Annotated in this window: 17 protein-coding genes; 2 read left to right on the top strand and 15 right to left on the bottom strand. The window is 61.4% G+C overall.

What is annotated here, in order from left to right:
* Positions 1 to 55 precede the first annotated feature (55 nt).
* The 15 genes from rnhB to rpsB all read right to left on the bottom strand — a co-directional run bounded on the left by rnhB (position 56) and on the right by rpsB (position 14,642).
* Positions 56 to 685 carry a ribonuclease HII gene (gene rnhB / locus LOY22_RS05905; protein ID WP_093386668.1) on the bottom strand — a complete coding sequence of 210 codons (630 nt, stop codon included), beginning with the start codon at positions 683 to 685 and terminating at the stop codon, positions 56 to 58.
* On the bottom strand, positions 686 to 1,813 hold the full coding sequence (gene lpxB, locus LOY22_RS05900; RefSeq protein ID WP_093386671.1) for a lipid-A-disaccharide synthase: 1,128 nt from the start codon (positions 1,811 to 1,813) through the stop codon (positions 686 to 688). It lies immediately after the preceding gene.
* A gap of 1 nt (position 1,814) precedes the next feature.
* The gene (lpxA, locus tag LOY22_RS05895; RefSeq protein WP_045193619.1) at positions 1,815 to 2,591 is read right to left on the bottom strand and encodes an acyl-ACP--UDP-N-acetylglucosamine O-acyltransferase; all 777 of its coding nucleotides are present in this window, start codon (positions 2,589 to 2,591) and stop codon (positions 1,815 to 1,817) included.
* Positions 2,588 to 3,028, bottom strand: coding sequence for a 3-hydroxyacyl-ACP dehydratase FabZ (gene fabZ / locus LOY22_RS05890; RefSeq protein WP_010224833.1), 441 nt, complete (start codon positions 3,026 to 3,028; stop codon positions 2,588 to 2,590). The genes lpxA and fabZ overlap by 4 nt, the downstream gene beginning before the upstream one ends.
* A 110-nt stretch (positions 3,029 to 3,138) precedes the next feature.
* Positions 3,139 to 4,194: a UDP-3-O-(3-hydroxymyristoyl)glucosamine N-acyltransferase gene (lpxD, locus tag LOY22_RS05885; protein ID WP_045193620.1), complete on the bottom strand. Its 1,056-nt coding sequence runs from the start codon at positions 4,192 to 4,194 to the stop codon at positions 3,139 to 3,141.
* 2 nt (positions 4,195 to 4,196) lie between these two features.
* Positions 4,197 to 4,700 carry an OmpH family outer membrane protein gene (locus LOY22_RS05880; RefSeq protein ID WP_038996736.1) on the bottom strand — a complete coding sequence of 168 codons (504 nt, stop codon included), beginning with the start codon at positions 4,698 to 4,700 and terminating at the stop codon, positions 4,197 to 4,199.
* Between the two features lie 44 nt (positions 4,701 to 4,744).
* Positions 4,745 to 7,105 carry an outer membrane protein assembly factor BamA gene (bamA, locus tag LOY22_RS05875; RefSeq protein WP_045193621.1) on the bottom strand — a complete coding sequence of 787 codons (2,361 nt, stop codon included), beginning with the start codon at positions 7,103 to 7,105 and terminating at the stop codon, positions 4,745 to 4,747.
* Between the two features lie 74 nt (positions 7,106 to 7,179).
* Positions 7,180 to 8,532: an RIP metalloprotease RseP gene (gene rseP / locus LOY22_RS05870; protein ID WP_195885827.1), complete on the bottom strand. Its 1,353-nt coding sequence runs from the start codon at positions 8,530 to 8,532 to the stop codon at positions 7,180 to 7,182.
* Between the two features lie 57 nt (positions 8,533 to 8,589).
* Positions 8,590 to 9,780 (bottom strand): 1-deoxy-D-xylulose-5-phosphate reductoisomerase, encoded by a 1,191-nt coding sequence (gene ispC, locus LOY22_RS05865; RefSeq protein ID WP_093386673.1) that lies wholly within the window; start codon positions 9,778 to 9,780, stop codon positions 8,590 to 8,592.
* Positions 9,777 to 10,592 carry a phosphatidate cytidylyltransferase gene (locus LOY22_RS05860; RefSeq protein WP_045193625.1) on the bottom strand — a complete coding sequence of 272 codons (816 nt, stop codon included), beginning with the start codon at positions 10,590 to 10,592 and terminating at the stop codon, positions 9,777 to 9,779. The genes ispC and LOY22_RS05860 overlap by 4 nt, the downstream gene beginning before the upstream one ends.
* The gene (gene uppS, locus LOY22_RS05855; protein WP_010224846.1) at positions 10,592 to 11,347 is read right to left on the bottom strand and encodes a polyprenyl diphosphate synthase; all 756 of its coding nucleotides are present in this window, start codon (positions 11,345 to 11,347) and stop codon (positions 10,592 to 10,594) included. The genes LOY22_RS05860 and uppS overlap by 1 nt, the downstream gene beginning before the upstream one ends.
* 18 nt (positions 11,348 to 11,365) lie before the next feature.
* A complete protein-coding gene (gene frr, locus LOY22_RS05850) occupies positions 11,366 to 11,923 on the bottom strand; it encodes a ribosome recycling factor (protein WP_045193626.1) in 558 nt (185 codons plus the stop codon).
* Complete coding sequence (pyrH, locus tag LOY22_RS05845; protein ID WP_010224848.1) at positions 11,920 to 12,663, bottom strand: UMP kinase; 744 nt, start codon at positions 12,661 to 12,663, stop codon at positions 11,920 to 11,922. Before pyrH ends, frr begins: the two co-directional genes overlap by 4 nt.
* A gap of 182 nt (positions 12,664 to 12,845) precedes the next feature.
* Positions 12,846 to 13,709 carry a translation elongation factor Ts gene (tsf, locus tag LOY22_RS05840; protein WP_045193627.1) on the bottom strand — a complete coding sequence of 288 codons (864 nt, stop codon included), beginning with the start codon at positions 13,707 to 13,709 and terminating at the stop codon, positions 12,846 to 12,848.
* 192 nt (positions 13,710 to 13,901) lie between these two features.
* Complete coding sequence (rpsB, locus tag LOY22_RS05835) at positions 13,902 to 14,642, bottom strand: 30S ribosomal protein S2 (protein WP_045193628.1); 741 nt, start codon at positions 14,640 to 14,642, stop codon at positions 13,902 to 13,904.
* A gap of 344 nt (positions 14,643 to 14,986) precedes the next feature.
* On the opposite strand from rpsB, the gene map reads away from it, so the two are divergent.
* Together map and LOY22_RS05825 are read left to right on the top strand one after the other, a co-directional pair.
* Positions 14,987 to 15,769, top strand: coding sequence for a type I methionyl aminopeptidase (gene map / locus LOY22_RS05830; RefSeq protein WP_093386675.1), 783 nt, complete (start codon positions 14,987 to 14,989; stop codon positions 15,767 to 15,769).
* 21 nt (positions 15,770 to 15,790) lie between these two features.
* Positions 15,791 to 18,490 (top strand): [protein-PII] uridylyltransferase, encoded by a 2,700-nt coding sequence (locus LOY22_RS05825; protein WP_213602221.1) that lies wholly within the window; start codon positions 15,791 to 15,793, stop codon positions 18,488 to 18,490.
* Positions 18,491 to 18,508: the final 18 nt, after the last annotated feature.

Below are 18,508 nucleotides of genomic sequence, written 5' to 3'. Positions count from 1 at the left end.
TCAAAACAACAGCCAGTGCGGGGCGATCCTGACTACTGACGCCTGCCGCGCCCGGTCAGACCTCGGCAAATCCGCTGCTGATGGCGTCGCGGGCTTCGTAGGCGGCGCGTACCGGTGCGAACGAGCGCCGGTGAATCGGCGTCGGCCCCAGGCGCGCCAGGGCTTCGAGGTGCACCGGCGTCGGGTAGCCCTTGTGCCCGCCAATGCCGTAGCCGGGGTAGATCAGCTCGAACGCCGCCATCTCGCGGTCACGGGTGACCTTGGCCAGGATCGATGCCGCGGCAATCGCCGGCACCTGGCTATCGCCCTTGACCACCGGCGCCGCCGGTACCGACAGCTGCGGGCAGCGGTTACCGTCGATCAGCGCCAGTTTCGGGGTGACGCTCAGGCCTTCGACGGCACGTTGCATGGCCAGCATGGTGGCGTGAAGGATGTTGAGTTGGTCGATTTCCTCGACCTCGGCGCGGGCGATGCAGAAGCTCAGGGCCTTCTCACAAATTTCGTCAAAAAGCTTTTCACGCTTGGCTTCGGTGAGCTTCTTCGAGTCGTTGAGCCCCAGAATCGGCCGCTGCGGGTCGAGAATCACCGCCGCCGTCACCACTGCGCCGCACAGCGGGCCACGGCCCACTTCGTCGACACCGGCGACCAGGTCCTCGACCAGGTTGAAGTCCAATCCCATTTGCATCTATCGGTTTTCCAGCAGGGCCAGCACCGCGTCAGCTGCCTGGTTCGAGGCATCGCGGCGCAGGGTACGGTGAATCTGGTCAAAGCCTTCGGTCTGCTGCACACCGCCGTGCACCAGTGGCGCCAGGGTCTGGGCCAGGGCCTCAGCAGTGGCAGCTTCCTGCAGCAACTCGGGCACCAGCATGCGCTGGGCCAGCAGGTTGGGCAGCGACACGTAGGGGCTTTTTACCAGGCGTTTCAAAATCCAGTAGGTCAGCGGCGCCAAGCGGTAGGCAACCACCATCGGCCGCTTGAACAGCAGCGCTTCAAGGGTGGCGGTGCCAGAGGCGATCAGCACCGCGTCGCAGGCGGCCAGGGCCTGGTGCGAGCGACCGTCGAGCAGGGTCACCGGCAAGTCGCGGCCCTGGAGCATCTGCTCAAGCTGGGCACGGCGCTCGGCATTGGCACACGGGGATATAAAACGTACCCCCGGCACCAGCTCGCGCAAACGCTGGGCGGTATCAAGGAACAGCGCCCCCAGGCGCCCTACTTCACCGCCACGGCTGCCGGGCATCAGGGCAACCAGCGGCCCGTCGGCCAGGCCCAGCTGTTCACGGGCACCAGCCCGATCGGCGTCCAGCGGAATGCTGTCGGCCAACGGGTGGCCGACGAAGCGCACCGGCACGCCCTTCTCTTCATAGAATTTGGCTTCGAACGGAAACAGCGTGAGCATCAGGTCGCAACCTTCGCGAATCTTCAGCACGCGCTTCTGCCGCCAGGCCCAGACCGACGGGCTGACGTAATGCACGGTCTTGATCCCGGCCTTGCGCAGGTTCAGTTCGATGTTGAGGGTAAAATCCGGGGCATCGATGCCGATGAACACATCCGGGCGCTCGGCGATCAGGGTCTGGATCAGCTCCTTGCGGCGCTTGAGCAGCTCGCGCAGGCGCCCTAGCACCTCGACCAGGCCCATCACCGCCAGGCGTTCCATGGGGAAGTACGAAGTCAGGCCTTCAGCCTGCATCAACGGCCCACCCACGCCAATGAAGCGTACCTGCGGATGACGCGCCTTGAGCGCGCGCATCAACCCGGCGCCGAGAATATCGCCGCTGGCCTCACCTGCCACCAGCGCTACACAAAGCTCGGCCATGTCAGCGGGTGATGCCGCGGGTGGAGTTCTGGATCGACTTGAGGAACACGTCGACTTCAGGGAACTGGGTAGCCGGCTCGGCCAGCTCGGCAATCGCCTGCTCGACGGTCAGGCCCTGGCGGTAGACCACCTTGTAGGCGCGGCGCAGGGCGTGAATGGCGTCTTCGCTGAAACCACGACGGCGCATGCCCTCGAAGTTCATGCTGCGCGCTTCGGCCGGGTTGCCGAACACCGTGACGTAGGCCGGCACGTCCTTGCCAATCGCCGTGCCCATGCCGGAAAAGCTATGGGCGCCGATGTGGCAGAACTGATGGACCAGGGTGAACCCGGAAAGGATCGCCCAGTCGTCGACGTGCACATGGCCAGCCAGCGCGGTGTTGTTGACCAGGATGCAGTGGTTGCCGATAACGCTGTCGTGACCGATGTGGGCATAGGCCATGATCAGGTTGTGATCACCCAGGGTGGTTTCCGAGCGGTCTTGCACGGTGCCACGGTGGATGGTCACGCCTTCGCGGATCACATTGTGATCACCGATCACCAGGCGCGTGGCTTCACCCTTGTACTTGAGGTCAGGGGTATCTTCGCCTACCGAAGAAAACTGGTAGATGCGGTTGTGCCGACCGATGCGGGTCGGCCCTTTGAGAATCACGTGCGGACCGATCACGGTCCCCTCGCCGATCTCGACCCCGGCACCGATGATCGACCAAGGGCCTACCTCGACACCGTCGGCGAGCTTCGCCGATGGATCGATGATTGCCCGAGGGTCAATCAAACTCATAGTTTGCGTTCCGCGCAGATGATCTCGGCCGAGCATACCGGCTTGCCGTCAACCGACGCCTGGCACTCGAACTTCCAGATCTGGCGCTTGCAGCTGATGAACTTGGCCTCGAGGATCAGCTGATCACCCGGCAGCACCGGCTGACGGAAGCGCAGCTTGTCGGAACCGACGAAGTAGTACAGGGTACCGTCCGCAGGTTTGACGTCGAGCATCTTGAAGCCGAGGATACCGGCCGCCTGGGCCATGGCTTCGATGATCAGCACGCCCGGCATGATCGGGTGCGCCGGGAAGTGACCATTGAAGAAAGGTTCGTTGATGCTGACATTCTTGTAGGCACGAATGCGCTGGGCCTCGACGTCCAGTTCCACCACCCGGTCCACCAGCAGGAACGGGTAACGGTGAGGCAGGTATTCGCGAATCTCGTTGATGTCCATCATTTCGGGGGGAAGCCTGTAGTAAAGATAGGGAGCGCCGGTTTTCACACGGCGCTCCTTTAGCAAATCAAAGAGTCAGTCTAGGGCTGTTCGCTCTTGATCAGGAAATGGTATCAGCCTTCTGATGAAGCTTTATCGCCAGAGGTCACGGCGGCGAGACGCTTTTCCAGTTGTTGAAGGCGTTTTGACATCTCATCCAGCTGGCGAATTCGCGCGGCGCTTTTGCGCCACTCGGCCAGCGGCTGCATCGCCGTACCGGAAGAATAAGCGCCTGGCTCGGTAATCGAGCGCGTCACCATGGTCATCCCGGATACGAAAACGTTGTCGCAGACATCGATGTGACCAACCATGCCGACACCGCCGGCAATGGTGCAATGCTTGCCGATCTTGGTGCTGCCGGAAATCCCGACACACGCCGCCATCGCCGTATGATCGCCGATCTGCACGTTATGGGCGATCTGGATCTGGTTGTCGAGCTTGACCCCGTCACCGATGCGGGTGTCGGCCAGTGCGCCGCGGTCGACCGCAGTGTTGACGCCGATCTCGACATCATCGCCGATGCTCACGCCGCCGATCTGGGCGATCTTCTGCCACACGCCTTTCTCGTTGGCAAAGCCGAAGCCTTCGCCGCCGATCACTGCGCCCGACTGAATGACCACACGCTTGCCGATACGCACGTCGTGGTACAGGGTCACCCGCGGGGCCAGCCAGCCGCCCTCACCGATCACGCAGCGCGCGCCGATGAAGCACTGGGCACCGATAGTCACACCCGGGCCGATCTGCGCACCGCTCTCGATCACCGCGCAGGCACCAATGCTGGCGCTGGCATCGACCTGGGCATCGGCGGCAACCACGGCGCTGGGATGAATTCCCGCTACAGCCCTGGGCTTTGGATCGAACAGGTGGGAGATGCGCGCGTAGGCGAGGTACGGGTCGGGAACAATCAGGGCGTTGCCGGCAAAACCTTCGGCGTCGGCCGGCTTGAGCAGGATCGCCGCCGCCTGGGTTTCACCCAGGTACTTGCGGTACTGTGGGTTGGCGAGGAAGCTCAACTGCCCAGGCCCGGCTTCCTGAAGGGTTGCCAGGCCAGTGATTTCCAGCTCCTCGGGGCCACTCAGGGTGGCTCCGAGGAACTCGGCCAGCTGACCGAGTTTCATGGTCACGGTCATGATCAACGGGACTGGTTCATGCGCTCGATGACCTGGCGGGTGATGTCGTACTGAGGTTTGACATCAATGACCGCGCCACGCTCGAGAACCAGGTCGAAACCGCCTTTCTTGATCACTTCTTCAACTGCACCATCCAGCTTGGGCTTCAGTTGCTTGAGCATTTCACGGTCGGCCACGGCCTTGGACTCGTTCAGCTCCTTGGACTGGAACTGGAAGTCACGGGCCTTTTGCTTGTATTCAAGCTCCAGGCGCTCGCGCTCTGGCTGGGCCATCTTGTCGCCACCGGCACGGATGCGGTCGGCAATGCCCTTGGCGCTGCTTTCCAGGTTCTTCAGCTTGGTCAGCTGCGGGCCGAATTTCTTCTCGGCATCGACGGCGTACTTCTTCGCCGCGTCCGATTCGAGCAGGGCCATTTGATAGTTCAGCACAGCAACCTTCATTTCGGCGAAAGCCGGGGTTGCGATCAGGGTCGCAGCCAGTACTGCCAGTTGAGTCAACTTACGCACGATGCACTCCTACAGAATCCGTTGTCGTTAGCAAGGGGCAGACCTTAGAAGGTCTGGCCCAGAGAGAATTGGAACACCTGGGTATCGGCTTCGTCCGGCTTCTTCACCGGCATTGCCAGGCTGAAGCTCAACGGACCGAGCGCGGTAATCCAGGTCACGCCCAGGCCGACGGAGCTGGCCAGGCCCGACAGGCCGACCTTTTCGCAGTCCGGCTTGGAACCGCAGTTGGTGTCGAAAACGTTACCCACATCCCAGAAGACCGAGGTGCGCAGCGAGCGTTGGTCCTTGACGAACGGCAGCGGGAACAGCAGCTCTACACCACCCTGGACGAGAACGTTACCACCAAATGGCAGCGGGTCCTGATCCGGGTCGGCGATGGTGCCCTGGTTACCGGTGACATCCGCGCCACGGCTCGGGGTACTGCGCGGACCGAGACTGCTGTCCTTGAAGCCACGAACCGAGTTGAAACCACCGGCGTAGTAGTTCTCGTAGAACGGCAGGCCCGAGGTACCGCCGAAACCGTCACCATAGCCCAGTTCGGTGTGCAGGCGCAGGGTGTAGTCATTATTGATCGGCTTGAACAGCTGGCCACGGTAATCCAGCTTGAAGAACGACAGGTCGCTACCCGGGGTAGTGGCTTCCAGCACCAGGCTTTGCGAGTGACCGCGAGTAGCCAGTACGCCCTTGTTCAGGGTCGACTCGGACCAACCGGCCGAGGCCTTGAAGTTCAGGTACTTGTCGCCTTCTTCGTTAACGAACTTGAAGATCTCGTCAACAGTGTACTTACCGGTCTTGATCTCGTCCTGCTGTACGGTCAGGCCGAAGGTCAGGCGCGAGGTTTCGCTGATCGGGTAACCGACGCTGACACCGGCACCCAGGCTGTCGACCGCATAGCTGGCCACGTCGACGTCGAGGTCATCGTAGTCGGTGGTACGATAGAAGGCGTTGTAGCCCAGGCTGACGCCGTCGGCAGTCCAGTAGGGGTCGACATAGCCGAAGTTGTAACGGCTCTGGTATTCACTGCGGGTCAGGCCCAGGGAAACCTTGTTACCGGTACCGAGGAAGTTGTTCTGGCTGATCGAACCACCGAGGATCAGACCTGCGCTCTGGGCGAAACCGACGCTGGCGGTGATCGAACCGGAGGCTTGCTCTTCAACGCTGTAGTTGACGTCGACCTGGTCGTCGGTGCCCGGAACGGCCGGGGTCTCGACGTTGACTTCCTTGAAGAAGCCCAGGCGCTCCAGACGGGTCTTGGACTGGTCGATCAGGTAGGTCGACGCCCAGCCGCCTTCCATCTGGCGCATCTCACGGCGCAGCACTTCGTCCTCGGACTTGGTGTTGCCACGGAAGTTGATGCGGTTGACGTAGGCACGCTTGCCCGGGTCGACCACAAACATGATGTCGACGGTGTGGTCTTCGTCGTGCGGCTGCGGCACGCCGTTGACGTTGGCGAAGGTGTAGCCCTCGTTACCCAGGCGACGGGTGATCAGCTCGGAGGTGGTGGTCATCACCTTGCGCGAGAATACCTGGCCAGGCTGTACCAGCAGCAGCGACTTGACCTGGTCTTCAGGCACCTTGAGGTCGCCGGAAAGCTTGACGTCACGAACGGTGTACTTCTCGCCTTCGTTGACGTTGACGGTGATGTAGACGTGCTTCTTGTCCGGGGTGATCGACACCTGGGTGGAAGCGATGTCCATGTTGATGTAGCCGCGGTCCAGGTAGTAGGAACGCAGACGCTCCAGGTCACCGGAGAGTTTTTCGCGGGCGTACTTGTCATCGTTCTTGAAGAACGACAGCCAGTTGGTGGTCTTGAGCTCGAACAGGCCGATCAGGTCTTCATCAGCGAAGACGGTGTTGCCGACCACGTTGATGTGCTGGATGGCAGCAACGGTGCCTTCGTTGATCTTGATCTTCAGGCCCACGCGGTTACGCGGCTGCGGCACCACTTCGGTGTCGACCTCGGCCGAGTAGCGGCCCTGGGCAACGTATTGGCGCTGCAGTTCGTTGCGCACGCCTTCAAGGGTGGCACGCTGGAAGATCTCGCCTTCGGACAGACCGGACTGCTTCAGACCCTTCATCAGGTCTTCAGTGCTGATCGCCTTGTTGCCTTCGATCTCGATGCTCGACACCGAAGGACGCTCGACCACGGTAATGATCAGGACGTTGCCGTCCCGGCTCAGTTGGATATCCTGGAAGAATCCGGTCTTGAACAGGGACCGGGTGGATTCCACCAGGCGCCGGTCATCGGCCTCATCGCCGACGTTCAATGGCAAGGCACCAAAAACGCTGCCCGCGGAAACCCGCTGCAGACCATTGACACGAATATCGGAGATGGTGAAGGACTCGGCGTGAACTTCAGCGATCATCAGTACGGCGAGAACCGCAGTTAGCAGCAGACGTTTCATGAAGTCCTTTCTTATTCCAACTGGCAATAAACGACCCGCCGCGGGACGCGGCAGGTTCGCAATTGAGCGAAGCTTTACAGTCGACCCAAATCGTTGATCAGGGCAAGCAACATCACCCCGACTACCAAACTGATACCGATCTGGATCCCCCAACCTTGCACCCGATCCGAGAGCGGACGACCACGCGCCCACTCGATCAGGTAGAACAGCAAATGCCCCCCATCCAGTACAGGAATGGGCAGCAAATTAAGAACCCCCAGGCTAATGCTCAGGTAGGCGAGGAAATTCAGGAAATCTCCAACGCCGGACTGGGCCGAAGCGCCCGCCACTTTAGCAATGGTTATCGGTCCGCTCAAGTTTTTTACCGAGAGCTCGCCGAACAGCATTTTCTTCAGCGATTCGAGGGTCAGTACGCTCATGTTCCAGGTGCGTGAAAGCCCCTCCCCCACAGCCTCGAGCGGCCCATAGCTGACCTCGCGAAGCATGGCATCCGGCCATTTCACCGCCTTGACCCCGGCCCCGAGGTAACCCGTGGCCGATTGGCCTTCGCCACGGCTGGCCAGGGTTACCGGCAGCTCCAGCGGCGCGCCGTCACGCTCGATACGCAGGACAATCTTGCTGCCAGCGCGGCCACGCACGGTATCAACCACTTGTTGCCAGTCGTTCAGCACCTGGCCATCGAGGGCCAGCAGACGGTCGCCGGTTTTCAGCCCGGCGGCCTGCGCCGGGCCCTTGGGGTCGAGTTCAGCCAGCACTGGCGGCAACGCCGGGCGCCACAGGCGCAGGCCCAGGGAGCGGATCGGGTCGGGCTCGTCGGCGCCCTTGAGCCAGTTGTTCAGGGTCAGCACGTGGGGGCTGTCGACGCTCGCACCCTCTTCCCGCACGCTGATGTGCAACTGGCCGCTCTCGCCCAGGCGACGGATCAGTTGCAGGTTGACCGCAGCCCAGCCACTGGTCGGTTTGCCATCAATGGAAACAATTTCCTGGCCTGCCTTGAGCCCGGCCACCTCGGCAATGCTCCCGGCCTCGACCGCACCAATGACCGGGCGCTCCTGCTGGGTGCCGACCATGGCCAGGATCCAGAAGAAGAAAATCGCCAACAGAAAGTTGGCCACCGGGCCCGCCGCCACAATTGCGATACGCTGGCGCACCGATTTGCGGTTGAACGACTGCTCGACCTGGTCGCGTGGCACTTCGCCTTCGCGCTCGTCGAGCATTTTCACGTAGCCGCCCAGCGGGATCGCCGCGACCACGAACTCGGTGCCATGGCGGTCGTGCCAGCGCAACAGCGGCATGCCAAAACCCACGGAGAAACGCAAAACCTTGACGCCGCAACGCCGGGCCACCCAGAAGTGACCAAATTCGTGAAAGGTGACCAGCACACCCAATGCCACCAGGGTGCCGATAATCATGTAGAGCGCACTCATGTCTCTCTCCGAATGACGTTCAGCGGCACCGGGCCTGACGCATTACTGCGCCAGACCTCAGCGGCCGTGATGAGCCAACCATTGTCCGGCCAGTTGCCGCGCGCGCTGATCGGCGGCAAACACCGCATCGAGCGACTCGACCGCAACCACCGGCTCCTGATCGAGCACTTGTTCGATCATACTCGCGATCTCGGGGAAGCGGATGCGCCGCTGGAGAAATGCCTCCACCGCCACTTCATTGGCCGCGTTGAGCATCGCCGGCGCACTGTTGCCTGCCTCCGCCGCCTCGCGGGCCAGGCGCAAGCATGGGAAACGCTGCTCGTCCGGGGCCTTGAAGTCCAGGCGGGCAACCGCGAACAGGTCCAGTGGCGCCACCCCCGAATCGATCCGCTCCGGCCAGGCCAGGGCATTGGCGATCGGCGTGCGCATGTCCGGATTGCCCAGCTGGGCCAGCACCGACCCATCGACATAATCGACCAGCGAGTGGATCACACTTTGCGGGTGCACCACCACCTCGACCTGACCGGGCCGGGCATCGAACAGCCAGCAGGCCTCGATCAACTCCAGGCCCTTGTTCATCATGCTTGCCGAGTCGACGGAAATCTTGCGGCCCATCGACCAGTTCGGGTGGGCACAGGCCTGCTCGGGGCTGACATCCATGAGCTCGGCCATCGGCGTTTCACGAAACGGCCCGCCGGAGGCGGTCAACAGGATGCGGCGCACGCCTACCTGGGCCAGGCCGCGGGAATAATCACCCGGCAGGCACTGGAAGATCGCATTGTGCTCACTGTCGATCGGCAGCAGTACAGCGCCACTGCGCCGCACTGCCTGCATGAACAAGGCGCCAGACATCACCAGCGCTTCCTTGTTGGCCAGCAGAACCTTCTTTCCCGCCTCGACCGCCGCCAGGGTCGGACGCAGGCCGGCGGCGCCGACAATCGCCGCCATCACGGCATCGACCTCGGCAGCCGCAGCCACCTGGCACAAGCCCTGCTCGCCGACCAGCACCTCGGTGCTCGAACCTGCAGTTGCCAGACCTTCACGCAGTTGCTGTGCAGCCTCGGCCGAAGGCACCACGGCAAATACCGGGGTGTGACGCAGGCACAGTGCCAGCAACTCCTGCAAGCGCGAATAGCCGCTCAGGGCAAACACCTGGTAACGATCCGGGTGACGGGCAATTACATCGAGGGTGCTAAGACCAATGGAACCGGTCGCACCCAGTACGGTAATACGCTGCACGCCGCTCACATCACGCCCCAATTGGCTGCCCAGAGCAGCACCGCAAACACCGGGATCGCCGCAGTGAGGCTGTCGATACGGTCCAGCACGCCGCCGTGACCGGGCAGCAGGTTGCTGCTGTCCTTGATCCCGGAGCGGCGCTTGAACATGCTTTCGGTCAGGTCACCCACCACCGATACCAGCACCACCACGCCTGCGCCCAACAAGCCCAGCAACAGCTCGCCGATGCTCCAGTCACGGTAGATACCCACCGCCGCGGTAATCACCAGGCTCAGGGCCAGGCCGCCATAGACGCCTTCCCAGCTCTTGCCCGGGCTGACCTGCGGAGCCAGCTTGCGCTTGCCGAAGGCACGGCCGGAGAAATACGCACCGATATCCGCCCCCCAGACCAGCACCATGACCGCCATGATCAGCCAGTTGCCCAGCGGCCATTGCTTGAGCAACACCAGGCCTTGCCAGGCCGGCAGCAGGATAAGCAAACCGATCAGCAGGCGGCAGGCCACGCTGGCCCACAGCTCGCTGCTGCGCGGGTAGGTCAATACCAGCCAGGTCGCCAGGCCCCACCACAACACCGACGCGCCCAATACCCAGGGCGCCAGTTCCGGCATCAGGTAGAGCAGCATCAGCAGCCCTGCAACTACAGCCGCGTACGCCACCCGCAGGGCCTGGCCGACCAGGCCGGCCAGGCGCGCCCATTCCCAGGCGCCAAGGGTCACCACCACGCCGATGAACAGGGCAAAGTCGCCGCCGTTCAGCAGGAAGAAGCCACACAGGGCGATCGGCAACAGGATCAGCGCAGTAATGATGCGTTGTTTAAGCATTAAGCACGGGCTCCAGCTTCGACCTGCTCGCTGGTTTTCCCGAAGCGGCGCTGGCGCGAAGCGAAATCGGCCAGCGCAGTACGCATGGCCTCGTGTTTGAAGTCCGGCCAGAACAGGTCGGAAAAGTACAACTCGGCGTAGGCCAGCTGCCACAGCAAGAAATTGCTGATGCGGTGCTCACCACCGGTACGGATGCACAGGTCGGGCAGCGGCAGGTCGCCTGTCGCCAGGCAGGTCTGCAGCAGCTCGGGGGTGATGTCGTCCGGGCGCAGGTGACCGGCCTGGACTTCCCGCGCCAGGCGCTGGGCGGCCTGGGCGATATCCCACTGACCACCGTAGTTGGCGGCGATCTGCAGGATGAATCGATTGGCGCCGGCGGTCGCCGCTTCGGCCTCACGCATGGCAGCCTGCAGCTCAGGGTGAAAGCGCGAGCGGTCACCGATGATGCGCAGGCTGATATTGTTGTCGTTGAGGCGCTTGGCTTCCCGGCGCAAGGCCGAGAAGAACAACTCCATCAACGCTCCGACCTCTTCGGCCGGGCGCTGCCAGTTCTCGCTGGAAAAGGCGAACAGGGTCAGCACCTCGACCTTGGCCTCGGCGCACACCTCGATGACCGCGCGCACCGCATCGACACCGGCCTTGTGCCCGGCGACACCGGGCAACAGGCGCTTCTTCGCCCAGCGATTATTCCCATCCATGATGATCGCGACATGGCGCGGCACCGATGGGGACACACCTTGCTTGGTCTTTTCCATTAAAAAAAGTCCCGACCCTTAAACGGCCATCAGGTCCTTTTCTTTCTCTTCGGTGGCCTTGGTGATCTGGGCCTCGGTATCTTTCGTCAGCTTGTCGATATCAGCGATGGCGCGACGTTCTTCGTCTTCGCTGATTTCCTTGTCTTTGACCAGCTTCTTCAGTTCACCCAGAGCATCGCGGCGAATGTTGCGCACAGCCACGCGAGCGTCTTCGGCCGCACTGCGCGCCTGCTTGGTGAAGCCCTTGCGGGTTTCTTCAGTCAGGGCTGGCATGGTGATCAGCAGCAACTCACCCAGGTTGGTCGGGTTGAGGTTCAAACCGGCGCTCTGGATGGCCTTGTCAACGGCAGCGAGCATGTTGCGCTCGAAAGCCACGACCTGCAGGGTGCGCGAATCTTTAACGGTGACGTTGGCGACGCCGCTGATCGGGGTGTCGGTACCGTAGTAAGGCACCATCACGCTTGCCAGGATGCTTGGGTGTGCCTTGCCGGTGCGAATCTGGCCAAACGCATAAGCCAGAGACTCCAGGGATTTCTGCATACGCGCTTGAGCGTCTTTCTTGATTTCGTTGATCATTTTTGAACTTCCTCGATCAGAGTTCCTTCAGCGCCGCCATGCACGATGTTCAGCAGGGCGCCGGGCTTGTTCATGTTGAAGACGCGCAGCGGCATCTTGTGATCGCGGCAAAGGCAGATTGCCGTCAGGTCCATCACGCCCAGCTTGCGATCCAGCACTTCATCGTAGGTCAGATGATCGAACTTCTCGGCATGCGGGTCTTTGAATGGATCTGCAGTGTATACACCATCGACCTTGGTTGCCTTCAATACCACGTCGGCATCGATTTCGATGGCGCGCAGGCAAGCGGCGGAGTCGGTGGTGAAGAACGGGTTGCCGGTACCGGCAGCGAAGATGACCACTTCTTTGGAGTTCAAGTGGCGCATGGCTTTGCGACGATCATAGTGATCGGTAACGCCAACCATGGAGATGGCCGACATGACAATCGCGGTAATGTTGGCGCGCTCAAGCGCATCGCGCATGGCCAGGCCATTCATCACGGTCGCCAGCATGCCCATGTGGTCGCCAGTGACGCGGTCCATGCCGGCTGCACTGAGCGCCGCACCACGGAACAGGTTGCCACCACCGATCACCAAACCTACCTGAACACCGATGCCGACCAGCTGGCCGACTTCCAGCGCCATGCGATCCAGGACCTTGGGGTCGATCCCGAATTCTTCCGAGCCCATCAGGGCCTCGCCGCTAAGCTTGAGTAGAATGCGTTTATAGCGAGCTTGATAACCACTGCCCTGCTGAGCCATTGCGAATCTCTCCTGCGGCGTTTGTAAAAAAATCTGGCGGGCTGTTTTCAGCCTGCGCGTAACTCTAGCGTGGCGCAGCTACTGCGCCAGCGAAAGGCGGTCTCGTAAACCGCTCCCGCTTTGACAAAGAGGCTGCGCGCGTGAGCGGGCAGCCTCTTCGGGGCGACAGAGGTGAATCTGTCTTATTGCTTGGCAGCAGCCAGCTGGGCAGCAACTTCTTCAGCGAAGTTGTCGACCGGCTTCTCGATGCCTTCGCCTACTTTGAAGTAGGTGAATGAAACGATTTCAGCACCGGCTTTCTTGGCCAGCTCGCCGACCTTGACTTCCGGGTTCATGACGAAGGCTTGCTCGACCAGCGAAGCTTCGGCCAGGAACTTCTTGATGCGACCGTCGATCATGTTGGCGACGATGTTCTCAGGCTTGCCCTTCATCTTCTCTTCGTTCAGCTGCATGAATACAGCCTTCTCGCGCTCGATTGCTTCAGCGGAGACTTCCGAAGGGTTGAGGAACTCTGGGTTGCTGGCAGCCACGTGCATGGCGATTTCTTTGGCCAGCTGGACGTCGCCGCCCTTCAGGACAACAGCAACACCGATCTTGTTACCGTGCAGGTAGGTACCGACAACGTCACCTTCAACGCGCACCAGGCGACGGATGTTGACGTTCTCACCAACCTTGGCAACCAGCGCTTCACGAGCGGCTTCACGCGAAGCGATCAGCGGAGCGGCGTCGGTCAGTTTTTCAGCGAAAGCCTGTTCAACGCTTTCAGCGACGAAGTTTTTGAAGTCGTCTTGCAGGGCCAGGAAGTCGGTCTGCGAGTTCACTTCCAGCAGGACGGCAGACTTGTCGTCGGCCTTGATGGCGATAGCGCCTTCAGCAGCAACGTTGCCAGCCTTTTTGGCGGCCTTGATGGCGCCCGAAGCACGCATGTCGTCGATGGCTTTTTCGATGTCGCCGCCGGCCTTGGTCAAGGCCTTCTTGCAGTCCATCATGCCTTCGCCGGTACGCTCGCGCAGTTCTTTGACCAGCGCTGCAGTAATCTCTGCCATTTCAAAATCCTCTTGGATAGGTTTTCAACCATTCCACCCGATACTGACGGGCGTTCAATTCTGTAAATCCACTTGCCAGCACTCATGCAGTAACAAGGTTGCAACGGCGATGCTGACAGGAGGATTTCAAGGTGGCAAAAAGGGGGCAAAGCCCCCTTTTCGCGTGCCGAGTAGACGCTAAGCGTCAGTTACTCAGGCTTCGGCAGCCGGTGCTGCTGCTTCTTCGGCGTACACTTCGGTACCGCCAGCAACGTTGTTGCGGCCACGGATCACGGCGTCAGCCATCGAACCCATGTACAGCTGGATAGCGCGGATGGCGTCATCGTTACCTGGGATGATGTAGTCAACGCCTTCTGGGCTGGAGTTGGTATCGACAACGCCGATGACCGGGATGCCCAGCTTGTTGGCTTCGGTGATAGCGATGCGCTCGTGGTCAACGTCGATCACGAACAGGGCATCAGGCAGGCCGCCCATGTCCTTGATACCGCCCAGGCTGCGATCCAGTTTTTCCAGATCACGGGAGCGCATCAGGGCTTCTTTCTTGGTCAGCTTGGCGAAAGTGCCGTCTTCGGCCTGGGTTTCCAGGTCGCGCAGACGCTTGATCGAAGCGCGGATGGTCTTGTAGTTGGTCAGCATGCCGCCCAACCAGCGGTGATCGACGTACGGCGAACCGCAACGTGCTGCTTCTTCAGCAACGATCTTGCCAGCGGAACGCTTGGTGCCGACGAACAGAATCTTGTTTTTGCCCTGGGCCAGACGCTCGACGAAAGTCAGTGCGTCGTTGAACATTGGCAGGGTTTTTTCAAGGTTGATGATGTGGATCTTGTTGCGCGCGCCGAAAATGTACTTGCCCATTTTCGGGTTCCAGTAACGGGTTTGGTGACCGAAGTGCACACCGGCCTTCAGCATATCGCGCATGTTGACTTGGGACATGATAGTTCCTTGATAAGTCGGGTTGGGCCTCCACGTATCCCAATGACCAACCCGTGATCCGCAGATCAAAGGCACCCAGGTCATCGTGTCGACACGTGTGTGGGTTTAGTGCTTCCGGAGCTATCCCCGGAAAGCGGCGCATTTTATACCACACAAGCTCGCCGAGCGAAACCCGAATTACCATAGAACGTCACCGGCTTTTGCACACACCGCCCATTAGCGCCAGAATGGCCCCTATATAAAGGCTGTATCAGCGCCATAGCCGCCTGAATCGGGCTTCGCTCTGTTAGAATCCGGCCTTTCCCCAGATTATTCGCGCCTTGCTGCGCCGTAGAGAGCCTGTAATGACCGTTACCATCAAAACCGCCGAAGACATCGAAAAGATGCGCATCGCCGGCCGCCTGGCCGCCGAAGTCCTGGAGATGATCGAAGAGCACGTCAAGCCCGGTGTCACCACCGAGGAGCTCGACCGCCTGTGCCACGACTACATCGTCAACGTCCAGCAGGCTATCCCGGCGCCGCTCAACTACAAAGGCTTCCCCAAGTCGATCTGCACCTCGGTCAACCACGTGGTCTGCCACGGCATCCCCGGTGACAAGCCGCTCAAGGATGGCGACACCCTGAACATCGACGTCACGGTGATCAAGGACGGCTACCACGGCGACACCAGCCGCATGTTCCACGTCGGCAACGTGCCCGTCTGGGCCGAACGCCTGTCGCAGATCACCCAGGAATGCATGTACAAGGCCATCGAGCTGGTCAAGCCGGGCTGCCGCCTGGGCGACATCGGCGAAGTAATCCAGAAGCACGCTGAAAAGAACGGTTTCTCGGTGGTCCGCGAATTCTGCGGCCACGGCATCGGCAAGGTGTTCCACGAAGAGCCGCAGATCCTGCACTACGGCCGCGCCGGCACCGGCATGGAACTGAAAGAAGGCATGACTTTCACCATCGAGCCGATGATCAACCAGGGCAAGGCCGACACCAAGGTGCTGGGCGACGGCTGGACCGCCATCACCAAGGACCGCAAGCTCTCGGCACAATGGGAACACACCCTGGTGGTGACCGCGACCGGTTACGAGATCTTCACCCTGCGCAAAGACGACACCATTCCTCGCACATCGGCCTGATTCTTACAGGAAAGCCTCTCGATGCCCCAGGTGGATCCCGAGCTGTTCGATCGCGGCCAGTTCCAGGCGGAACTGGCCCTCAAGGCAAGCCCCATCGCTGCCTTCAAGAAAGCCATCCGCCAGGCCGGCGAGGTGCTCGACAACCGTTTTCGCAGCGGTCGCGAGATCCGCCGGCTGATCGAAGACCGCGCCTGGTTCGTCGACAATATCCTGCAACAGGCGTGGAACCAGTTTACCTGGAGCGAAGATGCCGATATCGCCCTGATCGCCACCGGCGGTTATGGGCGCGGCGAGCTGCACCCCTATTCCGACATCGACCTGTTGATTCTGCTCGACAGCGCCGATCATGAAGTCTTTCGCGATTCGATCGAACGCTTTCTGACCCTGCTGTGGGACATCGGCCTGGAAGTGGGCCAGAGCGTGCGCTCGGTCGATGAATGCGCAGAACAGGCCCGTGCCGACCTGACGGTTGTCACCAACCTCATGGAAAGCCGCACCATTGCTGGGCCCGAGCACCTGCGCCAGCGCATGCTCGAAGTGACCAGCACCGCGCACATGTGGCCAAGCAAGGAATTCTTCCTGGCCAAGCGGGCCGAGCAAAAGGCCCGGCACCACAAGTACAACGACACCGAGTACAACCTCGAGCCCAACGTCAAGGGCTCGCCGGGCGGGCTGCGCGACATCCAGACGGTGCTGTGGATCGCCCGCCGCCAGTACGGCACCCTCAACCTGCACGCCCTGGCCGGCGAAGGTTTCCTGCTGGAAAGCGAGAACAACCTGCTGGCCTCGTCCCAGGAGTTTCTCTGGAAAGTGCGTTACGCCCTGCACATGCTGGCCGGGCGCGCTGAAGACCGCCTGCTGTTCGACCACCAGCGCAGCATCGCCGCGCTGCTGGGGTTTGGCGACGAGAACCCCAAGCGTGCCATCGAGCAGTTCATGCAGCAGTATTACCGGGTGGTGATGAGCATCGCCGAGCTCAGCGACCTGATCATCCAGCACTTCGAAGAGGTCATCCTCGACGACGACAGTGGCAGCGCCCAGCCACTCAATGCCCGCTTCCAGCTGCATGACGGCTATATCGAGGCCGTGCGCACCAACGTGTTCAAGCGCACGCCGTTCGCCATGCTGGAAATCTTCGTACTGATGGCCCAGCACCCGGAAATCAAGGGCGTGCGCGCCGACACCATCCGCCTGCTGCGCGAACACCGACACCTGATCGACGACGAGTTTCGTAACGATATCCGCAATACCAGCCTGTTCATCGAGCTGTTCAAGTGCGAGATCGGCATCCACCGCAACCTGCGGCGGATGAACCGCTACGGCATTCTCGGGCGTTACTTGCCGGAGTTCGGTCTGATCGTCGGGCAGATGCAGCACGACCTGTTCCACATCTACACGGTCGATGCGCACACCCTGAACCTGATCAAGCACCTGCGCAAACTGCAGTACACCCCGGTTTCGGAGAAATTCCCGCTGGCCAGCAAGCTCATGGGCCGCCTGCCCAAGCCGGAGCTGATTTACCTCGCCGGGCTCTATCACGACATCGGCAAGGGCCGCCAGGGCGATCATTCCGAGCTCGGCGCGGTAGACGCCCAGGCCTTCTGCGCGCGTCATCAGCTGCCAAGCTGGGACAGCCGCCTGATCGTCTGGCTGGTACAGCATCACCTGGTGATGTCCACCACCGCCCAGCGCAAGGACCTCTCCGACCCGCAGGTGATCTACGATTTTGCCCTGTTGGTGGGCGATGAAACCCGCCTGGACTACCTCTACGTGCTGACCGTGGCCGACATCAACGCCACCAACCCCAGCCTGTGGAACTCCTGGCGCGCCAGCCTGCTGCGCCAGCTCTACACCGAGACCAAGCGCGCCCTGCGCCGCGGCCTGGAGAACCCGCTGGACCGCGAAGAGCAGATCCGCCAGACCCAGAGCGCGGCGCTGGACATCCTCATTCGCGAAGGCACCGACCCGGACGACGTCGAGCAACTGTGGTCGCAACTGGGCGATGACTACTTCCTGCGCCATACCGCCGCTGACGTCGCCTGGCACAGCGATGCCATCCTCCAGCAGCCGGCCGACGGCGGGCCGCTGGTGCTGATCAAGGAAACCACCCAGCGCGAGTTCGAGGGCGGTACCCAGATCTTCATCTATGCCCCCGACCAGCACGACTTTTTCGCCGTGACCGTGGCGGCCATGGACCAGCTCAACCTGAACATCCATGACGCCCGCATCATTACCTCGAGCAGCCAGTTCACCCTCGACACCTACATCGTGCTCGACAACGATGGCGGCTCGATCGGCGACAATCCCGTACGGGTCAAGCAGATTCGCGACGGTCTGACCGACGCCCTGCGTAACCCCGACGACTACCCGACCATCATCCAGCGCCGGGTACCGCGCCAGCTCAAGCACTTCACCTTTGCCCCGCAGGTGACCATCCACAACGATGCCCAGCGCCCGGTGACCATCCTCGAACTCAGCGCCCCCGACCGCCCCGGCCTGCTGGCGCGGATCGGCAAGATCTTCCTGGAGTTCGACCTGTCGCTGCAAAACGCCAAGATTGCCACCCTCGGCGAACGGGTCGAAGACGTGTTCTTCATTACCGACGCCGACAACCAGCCCCTGTCCGACCCGCAACTGTGCAGCCGCCTGCAGGATGCGATCGTCGAGCAACTGCGCGTCGACCAGGCGACCGGGGTGCCTTTGACCCGCCTGACCATTTGACCGTTTGACGAGACCTTG

This window comes from Pseudomonas sp. B21-035, assembly GCF_024748945.1.
GTDB lineage: Bacteria > Pseudomonadota > Gammaproteobacteria > Pseudomonadales > Pseudomonadaceae > Aquipseudomonas.
This window is presented reverse-complemented; position numbering and strand designations above follow the sequence as displayed.